This window comes from Microbacterium sp. SW12 (assembly GCF_055391095.1).
Map to the genome: position 1 here is coordinate 2,251,414 of NZ_AP024335.1, position 23,430 is coordinate 2,274,843.

Genomic DNA, 23,430 nt, shown 5'->3' on the forward strand with positions numbered 1-23,430 from the left:
CAGGATGGACCCATGATCGACCACGAGGTTCTCGACACCGGGCTCGGCGACGAAGATGACGACGACTTCGACTCAGCGGCAGCAGCCGATGATCTCCTGCCCATTGACCGCTTCCTGGATCGTGAGCTGAGCTGGCTCGCGTTCAATCAGCGCGTCCTCGAGTTGGCCGAGGATCCGGGTCTGCCGCCGCTGGAACGCGCGAACTTCCTCGCGATCTTCGCGAGCAACCTTGACGAGTTCTTCATGGTCCGGGTCGCTGGGCTCAAGCGCCGCATCGTCACCGGACTCGCGGTGCCCACGAACATCGGCACCTCTCCCGAAGACACGCTCGCCGATATCTCGGAAGAGGCGCATCGACTGCAGCTGCGCCACGCCGACGCGTGGAGCCGCCTCGTCGCGCCGTCGCTTGCGGAGGCTGGAGTCGAGTTCGTCTCGTTCGCCTCGCTCGGCGATGACGAGCGCTCCCGCCTGTCTGACTACTTCCACGACCAGGTCTTTCCTGTTCTCATGCCGCTGGCTGTGGACCCAGCCCACCCCTTCCCCTACATCTCGGGCCTCTCCCTGAACCTGGCGATCCGCATCCGCAACGCGCGGACGGGTCGTCAGGAGTTCGCACGTCTCAAGGTGCCGCCGATGCTGCCCCGATTCGTCGAGATCTCGCGAGAGGGCGAGCGGGTGCGCTACCTCGCGCTCGAAGACCTCATCGCGAACCACCTCGGCGATCTGTTCCCGGGAATGGAGGTCTTGGACCACCACGCGTTCCGCCTCACGCGAAACGAAGACATGGTCATCGAAGAGGACGAGACCGAGAACCTCATCCAGGCTCTCGAGGCAGAACTCATGCGGCGCCGGTTCGGCCCTCCGATCCGCCTCGAGGTGACCGAGGACATGGACGAGCTGACGCTGAAGCTGCTGATCAGCGAGCTCGATATCACCGAGCAGGAGGTGTACCGCATTCCCGGCCCGCTGGACCTGCGGGGACTATTCGGCCTGAGCCGCCTGAACCGGCCCGAGCTCAAGTACAAACCGCACCTTCCCACGACCGCTATCGCGTTCCAGCCGGGCGACAACAACGAGCGCTCTGACATCTTCAGCGCCATCCGCACCGGGGATGTCCTGGTCCACCATCCGTACGAATCGTTCGCGACGAGCGTTCAGGCATTCCTCGACCAGGCGGCCAAGGACCCCCAGGTGCTCGCGATCAAGCAGACGCTGTACCGCACCTCAGGCGACAGCCCCATCATCCAGTCACTCATCGACGCTGCCGAGGCCGGCAAGCAGGTGCTCGCGCTCGTCGAGGTGAAGGCCCGCTTCGATGAGGCCGCGAACATCGTGTGGGCGCGCAAGCTCGAGAAGGCCGGCGTCCACGTCGTGTACGGCCTCGTCGGCCTCAAGACCCATTGCAAGCTGGCCCTGGTCATCCGCGAAGAGGAGGGGACGCTGCGCAGCTACTGCCACATCGGCACCGGCAACTACAACCCCAAGACCAGCCGGATCTACGAGGACTATGGGCTGTTCACGGCCGATGAGCAGGTCGGGCGGGACCTCACGCGCCTGTTCAACGAGCTGTCGGGCTACGCGATCGAGAAGAAATTCAAACGCCTGCTGGTTGCGCCGCTGCACCTGCGCAAGGGGCTGCTGCGACTCATCGAGGCCGAGCGTCGCAATGCTGCCGAAGGCAAGCCCGCACGCATCCGGATCAAGGTCAACTCGATGGTCGACGAGCAGATCATCGACGCGCTCTACCGTGCGAGTCAGGCCGGTGTGCCGGTGGAGATCTGGGTGCGCGGCATCTGCTCGATCAAGCCGGGAGTGCCGGGACTGAGCGAGAACATCACGGTGCGCAGCATCCTCGGTAGGTACCTCGAGCACTCGCGAATCTTCGCGTTCCACAACGGCGGCGACGAGCAGATCTACATCGGCAGTGCCGACATGATGCATCGCAACCTCGACCGCCGGGTCGAGGCTCTTGTGCGGGTGACCGACCCCACCCACCTCGCACAGCTGATGACGCTCTTCGACCTCGCGATGAGCGATGCGACCAGCTCCTGGTGGCTCGACGCCTCCGGCACGTGGGTACGCCACCACCTCGATGAGCACGGCAATCAGCTCGTCGACCTACAGGATCAGACCATGAGCGATGTGCAGAGCCGGCGACGGGCGCGGGCAACGCGATGACCGACACTCTCACCGTCCCGGACCCCACCATGTCAGAGAACATCGTTTACGCAGCCGGCGGCGTGCTGTGGCGCATCGTTGAAGGCAAGCTCCGCATCCTGTTGATCCACCGCACGCAGTACCGCGACGTGACCCTTCCCAAGGGAAAGGTCGATCCCGGCGAGACTCTCGCCGAGACCGCCGTCCGCGAGATCCACGAAGAGACCGGCATCCGCGTCTCCCTGGGCGTCCCCGTGGGTGTCTCGACCTATCACATGCCCTCCAAACGCGACAAGATCGTGCACTATTGGGCAGCGGAGGCCACGGACGCAGCGATCAAGGCATCCTCGTTCGTCCCGAACAAAGAGATCGCGGCGCTCGAGTGGGTCTCGGCCAAGAAGGCGCGCGCCAAGCTCAGTTACCCGGTGGATGTCGAGATCCTGGACAAGTTCCTCGAGATCCGCGACAAGGATGTGCTGCGCACGTTCCCGATCATCGCGCTGCGCCACGCCAAGGCGGTGCCCGCCGACGAATGGGACGGGCCGGATGCCTCGCGCCCGCTGGCTCCTCGCGGACGCAAACAGGCTAACGCCCTCGTCGGACCGCTCCTCGCGTTCGGCGCGCGCCGGATCGTGTCGAGCCCCGCGGTTCGGTGTGCCAAGACCGTCGGCCCGCTCTCTGCCGCTCTGGGGCGCCGTGTCGACTATTCGCCGCTGATCAGCCAGGATGCGTGGGAAGAGGGTGCGACCGACGCCCGCACGGTCGTCGGGCAGCGCGTGCGCTCCCGCAAACCGGCGGTGTTGTGCAGCCACGGCCCGGTGCTTCCCGAGATCATCCAGGAACTGGCGATGGCAACCGGATCGCTCATGGGTTCGCACCTGGGTAACGCCTCAGGGCTGGCAACCGGAGGTTTCTCCGTCGTGCACCTGTCCACCGACAATCCGGGTTCGGGGATCGTCGCGATCGAGACGCACCAGCCTCCCGCGTGAGCGGACTGATCCGGCTCGGCTGGGCCGTGGCTGCGGATCGTGACTCCCGACGCGAGACCGCCTGGCGGCTCCTGCGCGACCTGATCGGCCAGTCCGGCATCCGGCTCTCGAACAGGTGCCCGCGCTGCGGTGGCGACCACGGCCCCGTGGAGCTCGAGGGCGCGGCGGTTACCGCGAGCGTGTCGTACGCAGCCGAGTGGGCTGTCGTGGCACTGGCACCCGCGGAGGCCGGGAGCGTGGGGGTGGATGCCGAGCCCGAGGTCGATACTCGGCGCGACCGGGCAGGTCTTGACGGTGTCCTCGGCGCGGGATCTGCGTCCGCGCGCGATTGGGTGCGGGTGGAAGCCGCGCTCAAGGCCGATAGGCGGGGACTGCGGATCGAACCCGGAGCGGTTCACATCCTGGGCGGCACCGGCACTGACCAGGGTGCAGGCGCGTCGTGGCGTGCCCGCGTCCCGGGGCGCGCGGATGCGGTTCTCGGCTGGGATCTCACAGGACCCCCGGGGATTCTGGTCAGCGCCGCACTCGCTCGCATCGAATCTGCCGACGCCTAGCGCGACGACTTCTTCTTTGCGGAGCTCTTGGACGTACCCGGCCCCGGTGGGAGAGAGGGAAGCGGACCGTCGTCCAACCAGTCCTCCAGCAGCGCCTCGAGGTCGTGACCGGCCTCGGCGACGAAGCGCCGGAAGTCGGCCGTAGTAACGCAGGCGTTCGCGTACGCCGCGCACCACCCGCGCAGCAGATCGAAGAACGGCTCGTCGCCGATCGTCAGACGCACGGCGTGCAGGGTCAGTGCCCCGCGTTTGTAAAGCCGGTCATCGAACATGAGGTCGGCGCCGGGATCACTGATGACGAGGTCCTGCGCGAGATCCGCGAGCTTCGCGTGAGCCCGGCGGGCAGCGCCATCGGCGGTCTCCGCGCCGGCCGCCTCGAACCAGAGCCACTCCGCGTAACAGGCGAATCCTTCGTTGAGCCAGATGTCACGCCACCGCGCCACCCCGACGCTGTTGCCGAACCACTGGTGGGCCAGCTCATGAGCAACGAGTCGCTCCGAGTCGGGGTCGAGGTGGTTTGCGCCGAAGACGGCGGTGCCCTGCGCCTCCAGTGGGATCTCGAGCGGATCCGCTGTCACCACGATCGTGCAGTTCTCCTGCGGATACGGCCCGAACCGCTCCTCGAACGCCGACATCATGCGCGGCAGGGGCCCGAGAGCCCGCTTCACGTCGGCGCGAAGGGACGGGGGTGAGGCAACGACGATGCGATCATCGAGCCGGTGCGATTCGAACTGTCCCACGTAGACAGCAACCAGGTACGTCGCCGTCGGCACTCCGATCGTGTACTCGGCGCTGACCTGGCCGCCCGAGCGCGTACGCGACTGCAGTACGCCGGTGGCGACAGCGGTGTACTCGGCATCCGTCGCGACTCGGATGGTGTAGGTGGCCCGGTTACCGGGGCGATCGTTGCACGGGAACCACGTCGGCGCGCCGATCGGCTGCGATGCGACGAGCGAGCCCTCGGTGAGTTCCTCCCAGCCGATCGTCCCCCAGCGGGATCGGCGGGGCGCGGGCGCGCCCGCATACTCGATCGTCAGCGTCAGGGTCTCCCCCGGTTGCATCGTGCGCGGCAGGGTGACGCGGAGCTTGCGCGGGCCCTGCTTGTGCGGCGTGCGACGCTGTCCCTCGATGCGCACCCGACTGACCCGAAGGCCGACGAGATCGAGCGCGATCGACGACGTCGCGACCACGATCCGGATGCTGAGGGTCGCGCACCCCTCGAGCCTGTTGGTGCGGACGCGGTAGCTCAGATCGAGCGCGTAGGCCTCGACGTCGAACGAGGTGTCGCCGCTCTGGGGAGTGTAGGCGTCGTGGGTGCGCGCCTCGGGGGTCTCTGCGCCAGCTTGCTCGGTGCTGTTCGGACTCACGGGGCCGCCTGGTACGCGCGGATCTTCACCGCGCGCCACGGGCCGATGGGGTTTCCGCTCCACCGAGAACCGACCGGAACGCTCTCGCCGCGCATGACCAGCGAGGCGGGCCCCACGGTTGCGTGAGCGCCGATCGAGGCCGCGGGCAAGATAACCGAGTGCGGGCCGAGCGTTGCGCCGGGTTCGAGGGTGACGGCATCCATACTCATGATCCGATCATGAAACAGGTGAGTCTGCACAACGCATCCCCGGTTCACGGTGGATCCGTCGCCGAGGTGCACGAGATCGGGCTCGGGCAGCCAGTAGGTCTCGCACCATACTCCGCGGCCGACTCGTGCACCCAGGGACCGCAGCCACACCGCAAGTGCCGGGGTTCCGGATGCCGCCCGCGCGAACCACGGCGCCGCAACCATCTCGGTGAAGGTGTCGACCACCTCGGTGCGCCACACGAAACTCGACCACAGCGGATGCTCGCCCGCGCGGATCGGACCGACCAGTGCCCACTTGGCGGCTGTCGTGGCAGCAGCCGCCGCCGCGCCGGCGACGAGCATGACAATGCCAGACAGCAGCACCGTCCACCACGGTCCAATGCTGTTCCACAGGGCGGCCAGGGTCATGAGCACTCCGAAACCGATGAGCCCCGTCACGAACACGGGAACGATCCGCGACAGCTCCCACAGGCTCCGCGCAACGCGCAGTGCTGCGGGCGGCTCATAGGTGCGGGACTCATCGACACTGGCCACGACCCGTCGGAGGCGCACTGCCGGGGACCCGAGCCAAGACGACCCCGCCTTTGCCTTCGCCGGCGCCGCAGAGAGCACCGCGATGAGTCCGTCCTTCGGCACGCGGTGCCCTGGCGCGACCATCCCGGAGTTGCCGACAAAGGCACGCTTGCCGATCCTGACACCGTCGACACGCATCCATCCGCCGCCGAGCTCGTAGGAGGCGACCATCGTGTCATCGGCAAGGAACGCACCATCGTCGATGGTGGTCATCGACGGAATCAGCAGCACCGTGGATGCCTCGACGTTGCGTCCGACTGACGCGCCCAGCATCCGGAGCCAGATGGGCGTGAACAGACTCGAATAGAGGGGGAACAACACGGTGCGTGCCGAATCGAGCAGGCGCTCGGTCGTCCACACCTGCCAGCCGAGCCGGCTGCGCACCGGGTAGGTTCCCTCGCGAAGGCCGAGCGAGAGCAGGCGCACCGCCAGCACGACGGTGCCGGCGAAGACCACACCGGCGATCAGGATGCCGGGCACGAGCCACGCGAGGCCGAGAAGCGTAGCCTCGGCGAGCGTCTGCGCGTCCCGCATCGCGAGCGCCATGACGCCGGCGCCGGCGGCGAACGCGACGATCGGCAGCAGGGCAAGGCCAAGCGAGGAGGCGATGTAGGCCCAGAGCCACCGGTGGGGAGCGGGCGCGTGTTCCGCGGGCCAGTCGGCGGCGGGCTCGCCGACCCGCACCGCGGGCGAGCCTGCCCACGCCTGGTCGGGCTTGACCCGTCCGAACACCGCCGATCCGGGAGCTACCCGCGCCCGCTGACCGATCTTTGTGCCGGGAGCCAGCGTGCTACGGGCACCGATCACGGCATCCGCATCGATCCGGATGCCGCCCACGCGCACCGTGTCGCCATCGACCCACGTGCCGCTGAGATCGACTTCGGGGTCGATCGCCGCGTTGTCGCCGACCTCCAGCATCCCGGTGACAGGGGGCAGCGTGTGCATGTGGACGTCGCGGCCGATCGAGGCCCCCAGCGCCCGCGCGTAGTAGGTGACCCACGGCGCTCCGACGAACCCGACGGCGTCGACCTGATCGGCGATCTGCTCGGCCAGCCACAGTCGCAGGTGCACGCCGCCGCCGCGCGGATAGTCACCGGGTTGCAGTCCCGCGAGCAGCGTTCGGGCCGCGATCACCGCGATCGACATGCGCCCGAACGGGGTCGCGAAGACGAGGAGGCCGATGACGAGCACCCACCACGGCACGTCCGGGAGGAACGTAAAGCCACCGCCGAGCTGCAACAGCGCGCTCGCGGTAAGGAGGTAGAGGAGCCACCGGATGCCGGACAGGATGAACAGCGGCGCCCCGAGCAGGGTCTGGGCGAGCCGTGTGGTGGCCGGGGTGGGGACGGCGCGGTGGAACGCGGCGGCAGACGCGTCGGCGGCGGCATCCGTTTTCGGAAGAAGGGACGCCATGGCCCCGAGGCGGGGCATGTCGTAGATGTCGGCGACCGTGAACTCGGGAAGCCGCACCCGCACCCGCGAAGCAAGCTGCGCAGCGGCGAGCGACCCGCCGCCGAGGTCGAAGAAATCCGACCCGCGATCCTCAGCGGGAACACCGAGCACAGCCTGCCACTGCTCAGCCAGCCATGCCTCGTTCTCGGACAGCCCCGCAACCGGCTGCTCTGCCCCGGGAACCGGCCACGGCAGCGCTGCGCGATCGACCTTCCCCGACGTGCGCGCCGGAAGGTCAGGCAGCAGCGCGAACAGGGGCATGATGCCGGCGGGCAGGCGGTCTGCGAGGAACGTTCGGGCTGCGGCACGATCGAAGAGGTCGGGATCGTCGACGACGATGTACCCGACCAGGACGGGGTTGCCGGCCTCCGACGTGCGAACCGCGGCAGTCGCGGCGGTGACCCGGGGAAGATCCTGCAGGGCAGCCTCGACCTCACCGAGTTCGATGCGCCGCCCACCGATCTTCACCTGATCGTCGGCTCGCCCCAGAAAGACGAGCCCCTCGGGTTCGTAGCGCACGAGATCGCCCGAGCGGTAGGCGCGATCCCACCCCAGCGTCGGCATGGGAGCGTACTTTTCGGCATCCTTCGCCGGGTCGAGGTAGCGAGCGAGCCCGACGCCGCCGATGATCAGCTCGCCGCTCTCCCCCTCCGAGACCGGGACACCCTCGGCATCCACCACCGCAAGCGACCAGCCCTCGAGAGGAAGCCCGATGCGGACCGGGGCGTCGGGCACGAGCGGCGCAGCGCACGAGACGACAGTCGCCTCGGTAGGACCATAGGTGTTCCAGACCTCGCGGCCCTCGGCTGCCAGGCGCGTCCCGAGTTCGGGCGGCACAGCTTCGCCGCCGAAGATCAGCAACCGGACGTTGTCGATCGTCGAACTCGGCCACATCGCGGCGAGGGTTGGAACCGTCGAGATCACCGTGATCCCCTGTCGCGCAAGCCAATTCGCAAGATCCACCCCGGAGCGAACCAGGGCACGCGGTGCAGGAACGAGGCAGGCTCCGTGCGCCCACGCGAGCCACATCTCCTCGCAGGACGCATCGAACGCCACCGACAGTCCCGCCAGGACCCGGTCGGAGGTCCCGAGCGGCTCCTCCTGCAGGAACAGGCGACTCTCGGCATCCACGAACGCCGCCGCACACCGGTGCGTGACAGCAACACCCTTGGGGACCCCAGTGGAGCCGGAGGTGAAGATGATCCACGCGTCGTCATCCGGCGACGGCTGGGCGAGGACGTCGAGCGCTCGCGTGTGCCCCGCGGGGCCTCGCCGGCGAACAGGTCCTCGTCTTCGTCGGCTTCCTCGTCGACGGAGTCATCGATGGTTGGAATCTCGGCCGTCACATCCGACGGTTCCGCGGCATCCTCACCGGACGCGTGCGCACTCGGGGAGTACAGGCCGCGACCGGTGATGACACCGCGAACGCCCGCCTCCCCGAATACGAGCGCGGCGCGCTCCTCCGTGTCATCCGCGTCGACCGGCACGTATGCAGCGCCGGCAGCCATCACACCGAGGATGGCGATGTAGAGCTCTTTGGTGCCCGACGTCATGCGGATGCCGACGCGATCGCCATGCCGCACGCCAGCGGCCACGAGGCGCGAGGCGGTGAGAGCGACCCGGGCAGCGAGCTCCCGGTAGCTCACCGCCGGCCCCGCGCCGTCATCGATCGCGGAAGCCTCGGGATGGCGACGCACCGTCTCTTGCAGGATGTCGACGAGCGTACGCGGCGCAGCGGCGTGAGCGGCCCGATCGAGGAATGCCGCCTGGTCGAAAGTCACGATCCGACGGTACCGGGGCACGTCGTGCCGGGTAGGGGAAACGCTGCAGACCGCCCGAGCCCGTTTACCTGCTGTTCACCTCTACCAACCGATCCCTTAAGAGTCGCTGTCTACCGTCACGTCAGTGCCCTGCACCGGGCCCGCCATATATACCCCGACACAGTGAAGGATTCACAGTGAAGATCACCCGCTTCGCCCAACTGGGCGCTGTCGCCGCCGTCGCCACCCTCGCGCTGGCTGGCTGCGCCTCAAACGAGTCCAACGGCGGCTCCACCACCGAGCCCACCGAATCGACCCTCTCGGGCACCATCGGCGCGACCGGCGCTTCGTCGCAGACCGCCGTGCAGGAGGCCTGGGTCGCCAACTTCCAGATCGCGAACCCCGACGTGACCGTCAACTACGAGCCGACCGGTTCGGGCACGGGCCGCGAGAACTTCATCGCCGGCGCCAGCAACTTCATCGGCTCGGACCGCGCGTTCAAGATCGAGGAGATCGAGGAGAACACCTTCGCAGCGTGCGCCGACGGCGGCTCGGCCGGCATCGTCGAGATTCCGATCTACATCTCCCCGGTGGCCGTCGCCTTCAACCTGGAGGGCGTCGACTCGCTCAACATGAGCGCCGACGTCATCGCGGGCATCTTCGCCGGCACGATCACCAACTGGAACGACGCTGCGATCGCCGACCTCAACGACGGAGTCACCCTCCCCGACCTGGCGATCTCGCCGGTGCACCGCTCCGACGACTCGGGCACGACCGAGACCTTCACCTCTTACCTCTCGGCCGCAGCCCCCTCGGTGTGGACCTACGAGCCCGACGGAGAATGGCCGATCTCGGGCGGCGAGGCCGCACAGGGCACCTCGGGCGTCGTCGACGCCACGAAGAACGGCAACGGCACCATCACGTACGCCGACGCGTCGCAGGTCAGCGGCCTGGGCACCGTGTCGGTCGGCGTCGGCGGCGAATTCGTCCCCTACTCGGCTGAGGCCGCCGCGATGATCGTGGACTCCTCGCCCCTGCAGGAAGGCCGCACCGAGGGCGACATCGTCTTCGACATCGACTACGCGACCGAAGAGGCCGGGGTCTACCCGATCGCCCTCGTGAGCTACGAGATCGGCTGTGTCGAGTACGAGGACGCGAACATCGCGGAGCTCGTCTCGGCCTACTTCACCTACATCGCCAGCCCCGAGGGCCAGGATGCCGCTGCGGAGAACGCCGGCTCGGCCCCCATCTCGGACTCGCTGCGTGAGAAGGTCAACGCCGCAATCGCCCTGATCGGCTGATCAACCTCCCTCTCGGCCGCCCCGTTCGGTACATTCACGATGTACTGAACGGGGCGGGCTGAGCGAGAGAGCCGGTTTCACCGGAGCTCTCGCTGAGCCTGACCCGGACTCGACACGAAGGACACACGGATGGCGACGACCACGGACGCGGGACCCGAAGCCCCGGCGAAGATCCACGCCAAGAAACGCCCGGGAGACCTCGTCTTCTCGGGAACGGCGCTCGGGGCAGGGATCATCATCCTGGCGGTCCTGGCCGCTGTCACGATCTTTTTGGTCATCGAGAGCATCCCCGCCTTCACGACTCCCCCGGACGAGAACCCGCTCCTGAAGGGCCGGACCTTCCTCGAGTACACCTGGCCGCTCGTGTTCGGAACGATCTGGTCATCGATCCTCGCGCTGGTGATGGCCGCGCCGCTCGCGATCGGGATCGCCCTGTTCATCTCGCACTACGCACCGCGCCGGGCGGCAGCCGTCCTTGGGTACATCATCGATCTCCTCGCCGCCGTGCCCTCGGTGGTCTTCGGCCTCTGGGGCGGCCTGGTGCTCGCCGGGTTCGTGCAGCCCTTCTATGTGTGGCTGAACACTTACCTCGGATGGATTCCGCTGTTCAGCGGCCAGGTGTCAGCCACCGGCCGCACGATCCTCACAGCCGCCCTCGTGCTCGCGATCATGGTGCTGCCGATCATGACCGCGATCTGCCGCGAAGTCTTCCTGCAAACGCCAGTGCTTCATGAAGAGGCGGCTCTCGCCCTGGGCGCCACCCGCTGGGAAATGATCAAGATGGCAGTGCTGCCCTTCGCCCGCGGTGGCATGGTATCGGCGGCGATGCTCGCACTCGGTCGAGCACTCGGCGAGACGATGGCCGTCACGATGGTGCTCTCGGTATCGGGAGTCGTGACCTTCGAGTTGCTGACCGCAACCAACCCGACCACCATCCCGGCGAACATCGCCCTGCAGTTCCCCGAGGCATACGGCACAGGTGTGAGCCTGCTGATCGCCACCGGCCTCGTTCTGTTCGTCGTCACCTTCGCCGTCAACGCGATCGCTCGCTGGATCGTCAACCGCCGCGCTGAGTTCTCGGGAGCCAACTGATGTCCACCGCTACCGCCACCGCGACGCGTTCTGGCGTCAACAACTTCTCGAACGGACGGCTCCCCCGGGGAACGAGCTGGCTCCTGCTCGCAGGCTCCCTCCTGGTCATGGGCCTAGTGTTCTTCCTCCTGAACATCGACCAGCCCGTCGCCAACTACAACATCGTCGCCGCTGTGTTCCTGGGCGCGGTGTTGTACGCCATCCTGATCTTCGTCGTGGCATCCATCGTCGAGGGACGCCGCAACGCGACTGACCGATTCATCACCGCGGTGGTCTCGGCAGCGTTCACCGTCGCTCTCCTGCCGCTGATCTCCCTGCTGTTCACGGTTCTGGTCAACGGTCTTGCCCGGTTCGACCTCGACTTCTTCACGCAGTCGATGCGCAACGTCATCGGCGACGGCGGCGGCGCCTTGCATGCCATCGCCGGAACTCTGATGATCACGCTCACCGCGACGATCATCTCGGTGCCGATCGGCCTCATGACATCGATCTACCTCGTCGAGTACGGCAACAGCGGCAAGCTCGCTCGAGCGATCACGTTCTTCGTCGACGTGATGACCGGCATCCCCTCGATCGTCGCGGGTCTTTTCGCCTACGCCGTGTTTGTCATCTTCTTCGGAGCCGGATACTCGTCAGGTTTCGAAGGCGCCATCGCGCTGAGCGTGCTCATGATCCCGGTCGTCGTCCGATCCTCCGAAGAGATGCTGCGCCTGGTTCCCAACGAACTGCGCGAGGCGTCTTTCGCGCTCGGTGTTCCCAAGTGGCTCACGATCGTCAAGGTCGTGCTGCCGACATCCATCGCCGGTATCACCACCGGTGTCATGCTGGCGATCGCCCGCGTCATCGGAGAGACCGCTCCGCTGCTGCTCACCGCCGGCTACACGCAGAGCATGAACTGGAACATCTGGGATGGAAACATGATGACCCTCCCCGTGTTCGTCTACAACCAGTACGCCAACCAGGGCACCAACCCCGACGCCGCGATTTCGCGCGCGTGGGCCGGGGCCCTGACCCTGATCCTGATCGTCATGGTGCTCAACCTCGCCGCCCGCTTTGTCGCGAAGTTCTTCGCGCCCAAGACCGGTCGCTGAACCCGAAGGAATATCCGTGTCCAAGCGCATCGATGTCAACGACCTCAACGTCTACTACGGCAACTTCCTCGCCGTCGAGGGCGTCTCGCTCACGATCGAGCCCCGCTCGGTAACCGCCTTCATCGGCCCCTCGGGCTGCGGCAAGTCCACCTTCCTTCGCACCCTCAACCGGATGCATGAAGTGATCCCGGGCGCCCGTGTCGAGGGTGAGGTGCTGATCGACGGCGACAACCTGTACGGCGCAGGCGTCGACCCCGTGCTCGTGCGTCGCCAGGTCGGCATGGTCTTCCAGCGCCCCAACCCCTTCCCGACGATGTCGATCCGCGAGAACGTGCTCGCCGGCGTGAAGCTCAACAACCAGCGCATGTCCAAGGGCGACCAGGATGCGCTCGTCGAGAAGTCGCTGCAGGGCGCGAACCTGTGGAACGAGGTCAAGGACCGCCTCGACCGCCCCGGATCGGGTCTGTCGGGTGGTCAGCAGCAGCGCCTGTGCATCGCTCGCGCCATCGCTGTCGAACCGGACGTGCTGCTGATGGACGAGCCCTGCTCGGCCCTGGACCCGATCTCCACCCTCGCGATCGAAGACCTCATCGAGGAGCTCAAGAGCGAGTACACGATCGTCATCGTGACCCACAACATGCAGCAGGCCTCGCGCGTGTCCGACAAGACCGCGTTCTTCAACATCGCCGGCACCGGCAAGCCGGGCAAGCTCATCGAGTACGACGAGACCACCACCATCTTCACCCGCCCGAAGGTCAAGGACACCGAGGACTACGTCTCGGGCCGCTTCGGATAAGCACCGGGAACGGATGGGGGGTGTGGCCTGTCGGCTACGCCCCCTCTTCGGTTTCGGTCACAACGATTCGCGCCGCTGAGCGTCAGTCGCGGGCGCTGAGCAGATAGGCGTTCAGCTCGGCCGTGAAAGCGGCATCCGTCGGGATCGACGACCCGTCGATCGAGGTGATGGGCGCTGCTAGACGAACGCTCGACACGAGCCACGCTGCGTCGATGGTCGCGAGCGACGTGGTCGTGATCTGCTCGTACCCGCTCTCGTAGCCGCGCTCCTCGAGGTAGGCGAACATGCTCAGTTGCGTCGTGCCGTGCAGGATGCCGCCGGTCGGCGCCGGAGTGATGAACCGGTCCCCGCGGCGCAGCACCAGGGACGCCGTGGGAGCCTCGAGCACGAAGCCGTCGGTGGTGACGAAGATCGCGTCATCCGCCCCGCGACGGCGAGCCTCACGAAGCGCCGCCATATTGACGGCGTACGACAGCGTCTTGGCCCCCAGAAGCAACCAGGGCGCGCGCGCCGGGACCGTGGAGTCGTAGCCGCGGTCGAGCGTCACAACACGGATGCCGTTCGTGCGCACCGCGGTGAAGTCAGCCGCGGGTGCGAGCGTGACCCACGCGGTTGGGGTCGGCCCGTGCTCGATACCGCGGCTGAGGATGAGCTTGATGACCGACTCTCCCGCCGGGGCGTGCGCGGCCACCGCGGCAATCGCAGCACGCCACTGCGCCAGGTTCGGCGCCGGAAGATCGCAAATCCGCGCGGAGTGGGCGAGCCGGTCGAGGTGGGCGTCGACTTCTTGAGGGTGACCGTCGACGACGCCGATCGACTCGAAGATGCCGTCGCCGCGCTGCGTGCTCAGCTCGCCGACGCTCAGCGCGGGGGCTTCGGGATCCACCGAGGCGAACGTATCAGCGAAGTCGGTGCGGTCGGCATCCGCCTCAGCAGGCTGGATCATGAGGGCGAAAGTCGTGGCCATGCGATGAAGCCTACGCGTCGGGAATACCCAGTCCGGTGACGCGGTTAGACTGTCATAGCCGGGCCGCAGTAACCCCGGGCTCCATCTTCTGCCGCTACGAGCGGCCTCGCGCCGAGAGGCGTTCTGCGGCCCGGCACTTTCGTGTCTGGGTGGCCTGCAGGTCCGCCGCGACTCCGTCCTCCCGCGCCCACCCCCAGGTCGCTGAACCCGCACGCTCCGAGTGTCGAACCCACACGCTCACGCGCGAACCCACAGCATTCAGCGCCCGAAACCTCTGGGTTCGCGACCAATGGTGTGGGTTCGCGCCACGATGCCAGGGCAGGATGCCGAGGTCAGGGGCTGACCGGCTGCGGCCAGCTGACCGGGACGGAGGCGCTGAACCCACGCCTTTCCGCGCCAGCCCACAGCATCCGACGCCCGAAACCTGCGGGCTCGCGACCGATGATGTGGGTTCGCGCCACGATGCCGGGGCAGGATACCGAGGCGGGGAGCGAGGTCGGGCGCTGCGGCCCTTGATCAGGTGAGGGATTCGCGGCGCCAGAGGGCCGCGCAGGCGCTCAGGTCGGATGCGTAGTCACTCAAGCGCAGCGCGCGGGTCGTGAAGGCGGCGCTGCGGTCTGACTCGGTTGCGTCGTAGTCATCAGCCAGGTATGTGGCACCAGCCGCCTGCACACGGCAGAACGCGGCGGCGCGATCGAGAGCTACCGCAAAGTCACCGCGGAAGAGCCCTCGCAGGATCGTGTCGACGAGAGTGACGAGCTCGTCGGGGCTTGCCGGAACGGGCGCCCCGGCGATCAGGGCATCCGCCGTGTCGAGAGCTGCGCGCCCCCGCTCGTACGTCAAAGCCGCTGTGCTCGGGTCGTCATGGATCATCAGCTGCACGAGGTAGAGCCGCCAGAGCGCCCCAGGCAGAGTCTTGGCCGGTGAGCGCGACCATAGCTCCGCGATGTCGTCGATCCCGTGCTCGGCGGTGAAGGCGATAAGCCTGTCAACGACGGCCTCGTCGGGGCTGGCCCGAACGCGTGACAACAGCGCCTGCGCCGTCGAGTGCGCGACACGGGAGACCTCGGCGGGGTCCTCGGCAGCAAACAGCCGGTCGAACAGCTCGGCAGGTCTGCGGACGGGCTTGTGGTAGGGCCGGGGGTCGTCACTCACCCGCTCCAGGGTAGTCGCGACGAGAGCCGCTCAGGTCGCGATCGCGACCACCGCGTCGGACGTGGGCTCGCCCGTCGGGGAACCACCGGCAGGCTCGATCGTGATGGCGATCGTGTCACCCGGCTCCATCTCGCCATCGAGGATCCACGTCTCGGTTCGCTGCCCGCTCGCTGCGAACGCGCCGGCCGGGATCGGAGACTCATCGCCTCTCACGAACCACAGTTCATAGCTCTGATCGTCAGCGATCTGCGGAAGTCCGTCCGAGACGATGACGGCCTTTCCGACGGAGTCGGCCCAGTAAACAGTGGACTCGCCGCCGCCTTCGATCTGAGCCGTCGCGGACTGCGCATCCGGTGCCGACTGAACCTCTTGCAGGGCCACGACCTCGGGCGGGCGGTTGACCCAGTCGTTGATGCTGACGGCGGTGAAGCCCAGCGCGACAAGAAGAACGAAGGATGCCGCGAGGGCGAACATGCTGCGCATCCAGCGCGTGCGGGACTGGGTCTGGATGGCGCCAGTACTCGGCGCCGGTGTCGCACCGATCGGGACGGCATCCGTCTGCGGCGCCAGCGCGATTCGGGTGAGGATGTGGTGGCGAAGCTCTGCGGGCGGGTCGACCTCGGGTGCGTAGTCGGCGAGCGCAGCCGCGGTTTCGAGGTCGCGTTCAGCGATGCCGCGCCATTCCGGATGCATCGTGAGAGCGAGGTCGAAGGCCTGCTGCTGCTCAGCGTCGAGAGCGCCGAGGGCGGACGCCGCCGACAGCTCGGCGAACTCCTGCTCGTTCATGAGGCCACCCCCATTTCTGCTCTCAGGCGCGACAAGCCGTCGCGCATCCGGGTCTTCACTGTTCCCAGCGGCGCCCCCACCAGCGCCGCAATCTCGCTCTGACTGTAACCCCCGAAATACGCGAGGGTGAGGGCCTCGCGCTGTGATTCGGGAAGGGCGGTGAGCGCCTCTGTTACTCGTCGGCTCTCGATCCGCAGTTCCGCCTGCTCGGCGACGCCATCGTGAGCGACGTCGATGTCACGGAACCCGACCCGGATGTCGCGATCGACGCTCGCCTGCGAAGCCCGCACGCGGTCGACGGCTCGGCGGTGTGCGATCGTCAGCACCCAGGATCTGCCCTGGCCTTTGTTCGGAGCGAAGCGCGCGGCGGATTGCCACACCTCCAGGAACACCTCCTGCAGAACCTCTTCGCTCTGCGACCGGTCCACCACCACGCGCAGGATGAGTCCGAAGACCCGCGACGACAGCATGTCGTAGAGGCTCGCGAAAGCCTCGTGGTCGCCGCGCGCGACTCGTTCGAGAAGTTCCGCGACGTGATCGACGGCGCCCGCCCCGTCGTCTGGCACGTCCATGCCGTCGATCACCATGCGTCCAGCATGCCGCATGAATTTCCCATCCGATGTCGACTCGCTTCCGAAGACCCCTGTGTAGGCCGCCACGAGCGGACGACCACGAGCCCTGACGAGGCTCCGACAACACCGGAGGAACAATGTTGATCACCAAGAAGTCGCGCGTCGCAGCTGGCGCCTCGCTGGCGTTCGTCGCCGCACTTGCCCTTTCTGCCTGCTCCACCGCCAGCACGGGGGACATGGACGACGAGATGGCCGAGACGCCGATGACCGAACAGACCACTCCCATGGACGACATGGAGGAAATGGATGCCGCCGCCTACCTCGTGGGCCCGGGCTGCATGGAGTACGCCGAGGCCGTGCCTTCTGGCGCCGGCTCCGTCGATGGCATGGCCATGGACCCCGTTGCTACCGCGGCATCCAACAACCCGCTGCTGACGACGCTCACCGCAGCCGTGAGCGGCGGACTGAACCCCGACGTGAACCTCGTCGACACCCTCAACGGTGGCGAGTTCACCGTCTTCGCTCCGGTCGATGACGGGTTCGCGAAGATCGACCAGGCCACGATCGACACGCTGTCGACTGACTCGGATCTGCTGACGTCGATCCTGACGTACCACGTCGTTCCCGGTCAGATCCTGCCTGAGGACCTTCCCGGCACCCACACCACGGTGCAGGGTGCTGACGTGGAGGTGACCGGTTCGGGCGACGAGCTCATGGTCAACGACTCCATGGTCATCTGCGGTGGCGTTCAGACCGCCAACGCTGTCGTGTACCTCGTCGACACGGTGCTCATGCCTCCCATGTGAGCGCCCGTTGACGATCCCCCAGGGTGGAGGGACGCGAGGCCGTCGTCATCTTCGGATGCGGCGGCCTCGTCGTTTCTGTGTGGTCGGAAGCGGCCCCGGACTTCAATCCCCGGGCCGCCCCCAGACGACTCCCGGAAACCTCCCGAAGTCACCGTCGAAGGTCACGATCTGTGCGCGATTCTCGATGGCGAGGGCAGCAAGGTGAGCATCCATGACCAGATTCCCACCGGTGCCGACGTCGGCGAGAAGCATGCGCATCCGATCGGAGTGTCCGGCGCCGGGCTCGGGGCTGATGACGCTAGGTCGATTCATCCATCCGTTGAGGATGTCGAAGGCGTCATCGACCGGTAAGGGATTCGCGTAGATCCGACGACTCGTCGCCAGACGAACAAAGGCCAATGCGCAGACCCACGGAATCGCGACGGTTTCCCTCGAACTCAGTGCGCTATCGAGCCACGTCTTGGCCCGTGCGTGATGACGCGCATCCGCGTCTACGGCGTAGAGCAGGACGTTTGCGTCAACGAGTTTCACTTCGCCAGCTCTTGCTTCTGAGTGATTGCCTCGTCTTCCAGTTCAGCCGCGATAGCGAGAGCACGATCCAACGGGACGCTTGCCTTGCCGAGCCTGTGCACCGGCGTCTCGTAGCTGTCCACGGGATCGGGGTCCAGACCAGCGAGGATCGCCGAGTTCACCGCGTCCTTGAAAGAGAGGCCACGCTCACGCATGACCTTGCGCACGGCTTCCTCGGCAGCTGAGGTCAGCGTGATCGTGGTCCGCATCCGCGCATCATATCATCACTTGCCATGATGCTTTGATGCAGCGCGCATGAGACGCTTTGCGGCAGGGTCGCAAAGCGGATACCGCGCACGAAGTAGGCTGGTAGGCCTGGGGCCTGTAGCTCAGTCGGTAGAGCATCGGACTTTTAATCCGCGGGTCGAGGGTTCGAGCCCCTCCGGGCCCACCACATCAGCGTTACTCGAGTGGTTGTCGCGCGCTATGCGACCTCGACGGGATCACCAATGCGGAGAACTCCGCCGCCGCTCTTGGGGAGCAGGAGCATCCCCAGAGTCGGCGCGGACTGCCCGAACTCGCGCGTGAGGGTTCGCAGCAGCGGGGCGTCCCGCTGACCGGTGTCGGGGTTTGCCATGATCGCAGCGCACCGCACGATAGGACGCTGCACCGCGAACACGACGTCGCCGATCCGCACCCTCCCCTGCCACTCGAGCTCGCTCCACGGCGCAATGCCCTCGACCACGACGTTCGAGCGGAATCGGCGATCATCGACGACGGCTTGAGCGGCCCGGCCAAGTTCTGCGACGGATGCCGACGCATGGACCGACACATACCCGCGGGGGCGATCCTGAAATTGTGAGGTGACCCCATCACCGATGAGCCGAAGGGGAAGCCGCCCTGGCCGGTCTAGGTGCCGAGCATCGGGAGTGTCCCGCAGCCACCCCGTGACGGCATCCTCGATCTGCCGCCGACCGGCATCGTCGAGCGTGCCAGCCACGACCTCCTCGTCACCGTCGCGGATCGTGAGGCGACGCCGGTCGCGGTCGTAGCTCAGCTTCAGCCGCGCGAGCGAGGGCATGTCCATGAGCGCAAGGCCGCGCTTCTTCGGCCAGTACGGCAGCCCGTCCTCGACCTCGGGCTCGACGGCATCGGCGAACCGAAAGGCAAGCACCCGATCACCCTCGACGCGCCCGTCGTCCTGCACCACGATCTGCTCGCGCACTTCGGGCGTGAACCCCTTCACCGGGTAGCGATACAGCGCGGCGACAGATGCCATGCCGCCATCGTGCCACGCGCCGGGTACCGCTCACTTCGATAGACTGCGATCAATGGATGCCGGAACGGATGCCGCGCTCACATCCCTGGGCGACCCGACCCGTGCCCGCATCCTGAGCCTGATGCGCTCTTCGACGGACGGTCGCGTGCTCGTCGGGCGCCTTGCGGTCGAGCTCGGTCTGCGTCAGCCCACGGTGAGTCACCACATGAAGACGCTGCTGACGGATGGGATCGTGACCCGCGAGCCCGAGGGGCGGCAGGTGTGGTACTCGATCGCGCCCGATGCCGCTGACCGCGTCAATGCAATCCTGGGCCGGCGGCGGGAGACGGCATCCGTTGACCTGGCTCGGATTACGACGGACCTCCAGGCCCGATTCGGCGAGCGCGTCGACGCCGACCAGATTCGTGAGGTCGTCGCCGACAGCCATGCACGCCTGTCGGCGACGGATGCCCCTCTTCTGGCATCCCGCACGTTCTCGTTCGCCGCAAGCCGGCTCGAGGCGATCGCGGAGGCATCCTCGTCGAGGGGAGCACCGCCGAGCGTGCTGTTCGTGTGCGTGCAGAACGCCGGCAGATCCCAACTGGCGGCCGGCATCCTGCGCCACCTCGCCGGCGGCGCGGTCAGCGTGCGAACCGCTGGCTCTGCACCTACCACGGACGTTCGCTCGACGATCGTCACCGCGCTGGATGAGATCGGCGTCTCGATCGGCGACGAGTTCCCGAAGCCACTGACCGACGAAGCAGTTCGTGCCGCGGATGTCGTCATCACGATGGGATGCGGCGACGCCTGTCCCATCTATCCCGGAACGCGATACCTCGATTGGGAGCTCGAAGATCCCGTCGGCAAGCCGCTCGCAGCCGTGCGCGGCATCCGTGATGACATCGACAGGCGCGTGCGAGAACTCCTCACAGAACTTCGCTCCGCCGAGAAAGTGAACACGAGCTGAACTCCCCTGGGTTCGGCTTCCCCGATAGATAGATAACCATCTATGCTTTTCTCAACCCAAGAAAGGTGAAGCCCATGTCGACAACCCCTCCCGTCGTCCTGTTCGTCTGCGTCCACAACGCCGGTCGCTCGCAGATCGCCGCCGGATACCTGCAGGCCCTCGCCGGCGACCGTGTCGAGGTCCGCTCCGCGGGATCCCAGCCGAAGGACCAGATCAATCCTGTCGCCGTGCAGGTCATGGCCGAGGAGGGCATCGACATCGCCAATAACTCGCCGAAGGTGCTCACTGTGCAGTCCGTCCAGGAGTCGGATGTCGTCATCACGATGGGATGCGGCGACGCCTGCCCGATCTACCCCGGCAAACGCTACGAGGACTGGCAACTCGACGACCCCGCCGGCCAGGACGTCGAGACCGTGCGTCGCATCCGCGACGAGATCCGGGGACGCGTCGAGACCCTGCTGTCCGAACTCGTCCCCGCAGCGTGACTCTCGCTCCCGTGGCTCGCCGCGCGGTCGCCGAGTTCCTCGGCACCGGACTGCTCGTCACGGTCGTCGTCGGCTCTGGCATCATGGCGACCCGGCTCATGACGGATGTCGGCATCCAGCTACTCGCCAACAGCATCGCGACGGCCCTCGGCCTATCGGTTCTGATCCTGATGTTCGGCACGATCTCAGGCGCACATTTCAATCCGGCGGTGTCGCTCGTGGACTGGTTCCTCGGGCGGCGCCGCCGGGTGGGGCTCACAGGGCCGATGCTCGGGATCTACACGCTCGCCCAGATCGCCGGCGCTATCGGCGGAGCCGTCCTCGCCAACGTCATGTTCGACGTGCCCACGAGCCTGTCGACCACTGCCCGAGCAACTCCGGCAACGCTGATCGCAGAGGTTGTCGCGACGTTCGGACTCGTGCTGCTGATCGTCGCGCTCGCCCGCACCGGGCGCGGCGCTGCAGCAGCACCGGCGGTAGGCGCATACATCGGTGCGGCGTACTGGTTCACCAGCTCGACGTCGTTCGCGAACCCCGCGGTCACGATCGGGCGCCTGTTCAGCGACACCTTCGCCGGCATCGGGGCTACGTCGGTACTCCCGTTCATCGCCGCGCAGCTTGTCGGCGCTGCTATCGCGGTGGTCGCAGCGATCGCGCTCTTCCCCCACGTCGCTGATGCTGCCGAAGAGATCGTCATCCCGCATGCGGATGTCGATCCCGACGCCTCAGCTGTTCACCGCCGCGACCGAACCGCCCCGTAGAATCCGGCCGTGACCGCGAGCGCCCACGACACCGCCACCGCATCGCGCGGCTCGGCAGGCGAGGTGTTCTGGGCCTTCCTGCGCCTGGGCCTTACCTCCTTCGGCGGACCGATCGCGCACCTCGGCTACTTCCGCGACGACCTCGTCGCGCGACGCCGGTGGATGAGTGACAAGGCATATGCCGACCTGGTCGCCCTGTGCCAGTTCTTGCCCGGGCCGGCGTCCAGCCAGGTCGGCTTCGCGATGGGCCTGCACCGTGCCGGCCCGCTCGGCGCTCTCGCGGCCTTCCTCGCTTTCACGCTGCCCTCGGCGATCCTCATGGTCGCCTTCGCGTTCGGCGCGGCACTGTTTGAGGGTGTCATCGGTGCGGGTCTGCTGACGGGCCTGAAGATCGTGGCGGTGGCTATCGTCGCCCAGGCGGTCTGGGGCATGGCGAAGACGCTGACCCCCGATGCGCGGCGTGCCTCAATTGCCGTGGTTGCGGCAGTCGTCGCGCTCCTTCTCGCGGGATCGATCGGACAGGTCCTCGCGATCGTTCTCGGCGCGGTCGCCGGTCTCCTCCTTTGCCGGTCCGCGCCCGCCGGAATCGGCGACACCGGTCTCATGCGTTTCCCGGTATCACGCACAGCAGGAGTCGTCAGCCTGGTGGCGTTCGTCGTCATCCTGCTCGGGATGCCGATCCTCGCCGCCCTCAGCAGCAACGGGGCTGTGAGCTTGTTCGACACGTTCTACCGCGCCGGAGCCCTCGTCTTCGGCGGCGGACACGTCGTCCTCCCGCTGCTGCAGGCGGGGGTGGTCGAGACCGGATGGGTGAGCCCTGAGCAGTTCCTCGCCGGCTACGGCGCCGTGCAAGCGATGCCCGGGCCGCTGTTCACCTTCTCGGCCTACCTCGGGACCCTGTCATCGGTCGGCCCCGGCGGCGTTCTCGGCGCCGCCATCGCCCTGGTCGCGATCTTCCTTCCCGGGTTTCTGCTACTGGTCGGTGTGCTGCCGTTCTGGAACGCTCTTCGAGGGCGAACCTGGATGCAGTCGCTCATGCGCGGGGCGAACGCCGCCGTGGTCGGCATCCTCGGCGCGGCTCTCTATGACCCGCTGTTCACGACGGGGATCGTCGGCGTAGGGTCGTTCAGCCTCGCGCTCGTGTGCTTCGTGCTGCTCATTGCGTGGAAGTTGCCGCCCTGGGCAGTCGTCCTCATCGGGGGTGCGGGCGGCATCCTGCTGGCTGCGCTGGGAGTTTCCTGATCAGCTCGGAATCTCGACCAGTTCAGCGCCGGCGTGCGCGACCTCGGCGAGCGCAGCCTCACTGGATTCGGCGGCGACCCCCGCGATGAGGTTCGTGATCACCCGCACGTGTCTGCCGTGCGCGATCGCGTCCAGCGTCGAGGCGCGGACGCAGTAGTCGGTGGCGATGCCGGCGACATCCACCTCGAGGATCCCGTGCTCGGTCAGCAGATCCGACACCTTGGCGCCGTCATCCGTCGTACCTTCGAAGAGTGAGTACGCCGGTTCTCCTTGCCCCTTCTTGACGTGGTGGGTGACGGATGCCGTGTCGAAACCCGGGTCGTACTCCGCGCCCTCCGTCCCGCTCACGCAGTGGACCGGCCACGTGTCGACGAAGTCAGGTTCGGGATGGAAATGTCCGCCATTGTCGTGATCGGGATGGTGCCAGTCGCGCGAGGCGACGATGATGTCGTATTCCTCGGCGTGCGTCACGAGGTACTGCGAGATCCGTTCGGCTACGGCATCCCCGCCCTCGACACCGAGCGCGCCGCCTTCGGTGAAGTCGTTCTGGACATCGACGATGAACAGTGCCCTACCCATA

Annotated in this window: 21 protein-coding genes, 1 tRNA gene and 1 pseudogene; 13 read left to right on the forward strand and 10 right to left on the reverse strand. The window is 67.1% G+C overall.

The annotated features are described in order from the left end of the window. Nucleotides 1-12: 12 nt before the first annotated feature. Genes MICSW_RS11420 through MICSW_RS11430 form a run of 3 tightly spaced genes read left to right on the forward strand, consistent with a single transcriptional unit; the run spans nt 13 to nt 3,700 of the window. Nucleotides 13-2,178, forward strand: coding sequence for an RNA degradosome polyphosphate kinase (locus tag MICSW_RS11420; protein WP_292728922.1), 2,166 nt, complete (start codon nt 13-15; stop codon nt 2,176-2,178). A gap of 29 nt (nt 2,179-2,207) precedes the next feature. Beyond that, a complete protein-coding gene (locus MICSW_RS11425; protein ID WP_292733971.1) occupies nt 2,208-3,146 on the forward strand; it encodes an NUDIX hydrolase in 939 nt (312 codons plus the stop codon). Continuing rightward, nucleotides 3,143-3,700, forward strand: coding sequence for a 4'-phosphopantetheinyl transferase family protein (locus MICSW_RS11430; protein WP_228176824.1), 558 nt, complete (start codon nt 3,143-3,145; stop codon nt 3,698-3,700). Before MICSW_RS11425 ends, MICSW_RS11430 begins: the two co-directional genes overlap by 4 nt. Here the strand turns inward: MICSW_RS11430 and MICSW_RS11435 are convergent. Next, entirely contained in the window at nt 3,697-5,067 is a 1,371-nt protein-coding gene (locus tag MICSW_RS11435) for a M1 family metallopeptidase (RefSeq protein WP_292727537.1), read from the reverse strand. The two genes, MICSW_RS11430 and MICSW_RS11435, sit on opposite strands and share 4 nt — an antisense overlap. After that, nucleotides 5,064-9,082 (reverse strand): annotated as a pseudogene (locus MICSW_RS11440) (Pls/PosA family non-ribosomal peptide synthetase). The gene MICSW_RS11435 and the pseudogene MICSW_RS11440 overlap by 4 nt, the downstream one beginning before the upstream one ends. 176 nt (nt 9,083-9,258) lie before the next feature. Between MICSW_RS11440 and MICSW_RS11445 the strand changes: the two are divergent. From MICSW_RS11445 to pstB, 4 genes are all read left to right on the forward strand, one after another. After that, entirely contained in the window at nt 9,259-10,362 is a 1,104-nt protein-coding gene (locus tag MICSW_RS11445; RefSeq protein WP_348681467.1) for a phosphate ABC transporter substrate-binding protein PstS, read from the forward strand. A 129-nt stretch (nt 10,363-10,491) separates the two neighbouring features. Beyond that, nucleotides 10,492-11,454 carry a phosphate ABC transporter permease subunit PstC gene (gene pstC, locus MICSW_RS11450; protein ID WP_292730361.1) on the forward strand — a complete coding sequence of 321 codons (963 nt, stop codon included), beginning with the start codon at nt 10,492-10,494 and terminating at the stop codon, nt 11,452-11,454. After that, nucleotides 11,454-12,545, forward strand: coding sequence for a phosphate ABC transporter permease PstA (gene pstA / locus MICSW_RS11455; protein WP_228176819.1), 1,092 nt, complete (start codon nt 11,454-11,456; stop codon nt 12,543-12,545). Before pstC ends, pstA begins: the two co-directional genes overlap by 1 nt. A 16-nt stretch (nt 12,546-12,561) precedes the next feature. Continuing rightward, complete coding sequence (pstB, locus tag MICSW_RS11460) at nt 12,562-13,341, forward strand: phosphate ABC transporter ATP-binding protein PstB (protein WP_228176818.1); 780 nt, start codon at nt 12,562-12,564, stop codon at nt 13,339-13,341. Nucleotides 13,342-13,423: 82 nt separating this feature from the next. Here the strand turns inward: pstB and MICSW_RS11465 are convergent, their stop codons facing one another. From MICSW_RS11465 to sigK, 4 genes are all read right to left on the reverse strand, one after another. Further along, nucleotides 13,424-14,308 (reverse strand): aminodeoxychorismate lyase, encoded by an 885-nt coding sequence (locus MICSW_RS11465; RefSeq protein WP_464495955.1) that lies wholly within the window; start codon nt 14,306-14,308, stop codon nt 13,424-13,426. Between the two features lie 516 nt (nt 14,309-14,824). Further along, entirely contained in the window at nt 14,825-15,463 is a 639-nt protein-coding gene (locus MICSW_RS11470; RefSeq protein WP_464495956.1) for a DNA-directed RNA polymerase subunit beta, read from the reverse strand. 30 nt (nt 15,464-15,493) lie between these two features. Next, complete coding sequence (locus MICSW_RS11475) at nt 15,494-16,249, reverse strand: anti-sigma factor (RefSeq protein WP_228176815.1); 756 nt, start codon at nt 16,247-16,249, stop codon at nt 15,494-15,496. Next, the gene (gene sigK / locus MICSW_RS11480; RefSeq protein ID WP_292730371.1) at nt 16,246-16,836 is read right to left on the reverse strand and encodes an ECF RNA polymerase sigma factor SigK; all 591 of its coding nucleotides are present in this window, start codon (nt 16,834-16,836) and stop codon (nt 16,246-16,248) included. Before sigK ends, MICSW_RS11475 begins: the two co-directional genes overlap by 4 nt. A 122-nt stretch (nt 16,837-16,958) precedes the next feature. Here sigK and MICSW_RS11485 point away from each other — a divergent pair, with 122 nt between their 5' ends. Continuing rightward, on the forward strand, nt 16,959-17,627 hold the full coding sequence (locus MICSW_RS11485; RefSeq protein WP_464495957.1) for a fasciclin domain-containing protein: 669 nt from the start codon (nt 16,959-16,961) through the stop codon (nt 17,625-17,627). 102 nt (nt 17,628-17,729) lie between these two features. On the opposite strand, the gene MICSW_RS11490 is transcribed toward MICSW_RS11485, so the two are convergent. Together MICSW_RS11490 and MICSW_RS11495 are read right to left on the reverse strand one after the other, a co-directional pair. Beyond that, on the reverse strand, nt 17,730-18,158 hold the full coding sequence (locus MICSW_RS11490; RefSeq protein ID WP_228176813.1) for a TA system VapC family ribonuclease toxin: 429 nt from the start codon (nt 18,156-18,158) through the stop codon (nt 17,730-17,732). Next, nucleotides 18,155-18,406, reverse strand: coding sequence for an antitoxin (locus MICSW_RS11495; RefSeq protein ID WP_228176812.1), 252 nt, complete (start codon nt 18,404-18,406; stop codon nt 18,155-18,157). Before MICSW_RS11495 ends, MICSW_RS11490 begins: the two co-directional genes overlap by 4 nt. A 109-nt stretch (nt 18,407-18,515) precedes the next feature. On the opposite strand from MICSW_RS11495, the gene MICSW_RS11500 reads away from it, so the two are divergent. Beyond that, nucleotides 18,516-18,591 (forward strand) — tRNA-Lys (locus tag MICSW_RS11500). Between the two features lie 30 nt (nt 18,592-18,621). Here the strand turns inward: MICSW_RS11500 and MICSW_RS11505 are convergent. Beyond that, nucleotides 18,622-19,416, reverse strand: a complete 795-nt coding sequence (locus MICSW_RS11505; RefSeq protein ID WP_464495958.1) for an MOSC domain-containing protein — start codon at nt 19,414-19,416, stop codon at nt 18,622-18,624. A 52-nt stretch (nt 19,417-19,468) separates the two neighbouring features. On the opposite strand from MICSW_RS11505, the gene MICSW_RS11510 reads away from it, so the two are divergent. The 4 genes from MICSW_RS11510 (at nt 19,469) to chrA (ending at nt 22,850) form a co-directional block, all read left to right on the forward strand. Next, entirely contained in the window at nt 19,469-20,362 is an 894-nt protein-coding gene (locus MICSW_RS11510) for a metalloregulator ArsR/SmtB family transcription factor (RefSeq protein ID WP_464495959.1), read from the forward strand. Between the two features lie 74 nt (nt 20,363-20,436). Then, complete coding sequence (locus tag MICSW_RS11515) at nt 20,437-20,847, forward strand: arsenate reductase ArsC (RefSeq protein WP_464495960.1); 411 nt, start codon at nt 20,437-20,439, stop codon at nt 20,845-20,847. An 11-nt stretch (nt 20,848-20,858) separates the two neighbouring features. After that, nucleotides 20,859-21,608 carry an aquaporin gene (locus MICSW_RS11520; protein WP_464495961.1) on the forward strand — a complete coding sequence of 250 codons (750 nt, stop codon included), beginning with the start codon at nt 20,859-20,861 and terminating at the stop codon, nt 21,606-21,608. Nucleotides 21,609-21,617: 9 nt separating this feature from the next. Continuing rightward, entirely contained in the window at nt 21,618-22,850 is a 1,233-nt protein-coding gene (gene chrA, locus MICSW_RS11525) for a chromate efflux transporter (RefSeq protein ID WP_464495962.1), read from the forward strand. On the opposite strand, the gene MICSW_RS11530 is transcribed toward chrA, so the two are convergent. Beyond that, entirely contained in the window at nt 22,851-23,429 is a 579-nt protein-coding gene (locus MICSW_RS11530; protein ID WP_464495963.1) for an isochorismatase family protein, read from the reverse strand. Nucleotide 23,430: the final 1 nt, after the last annotated feature.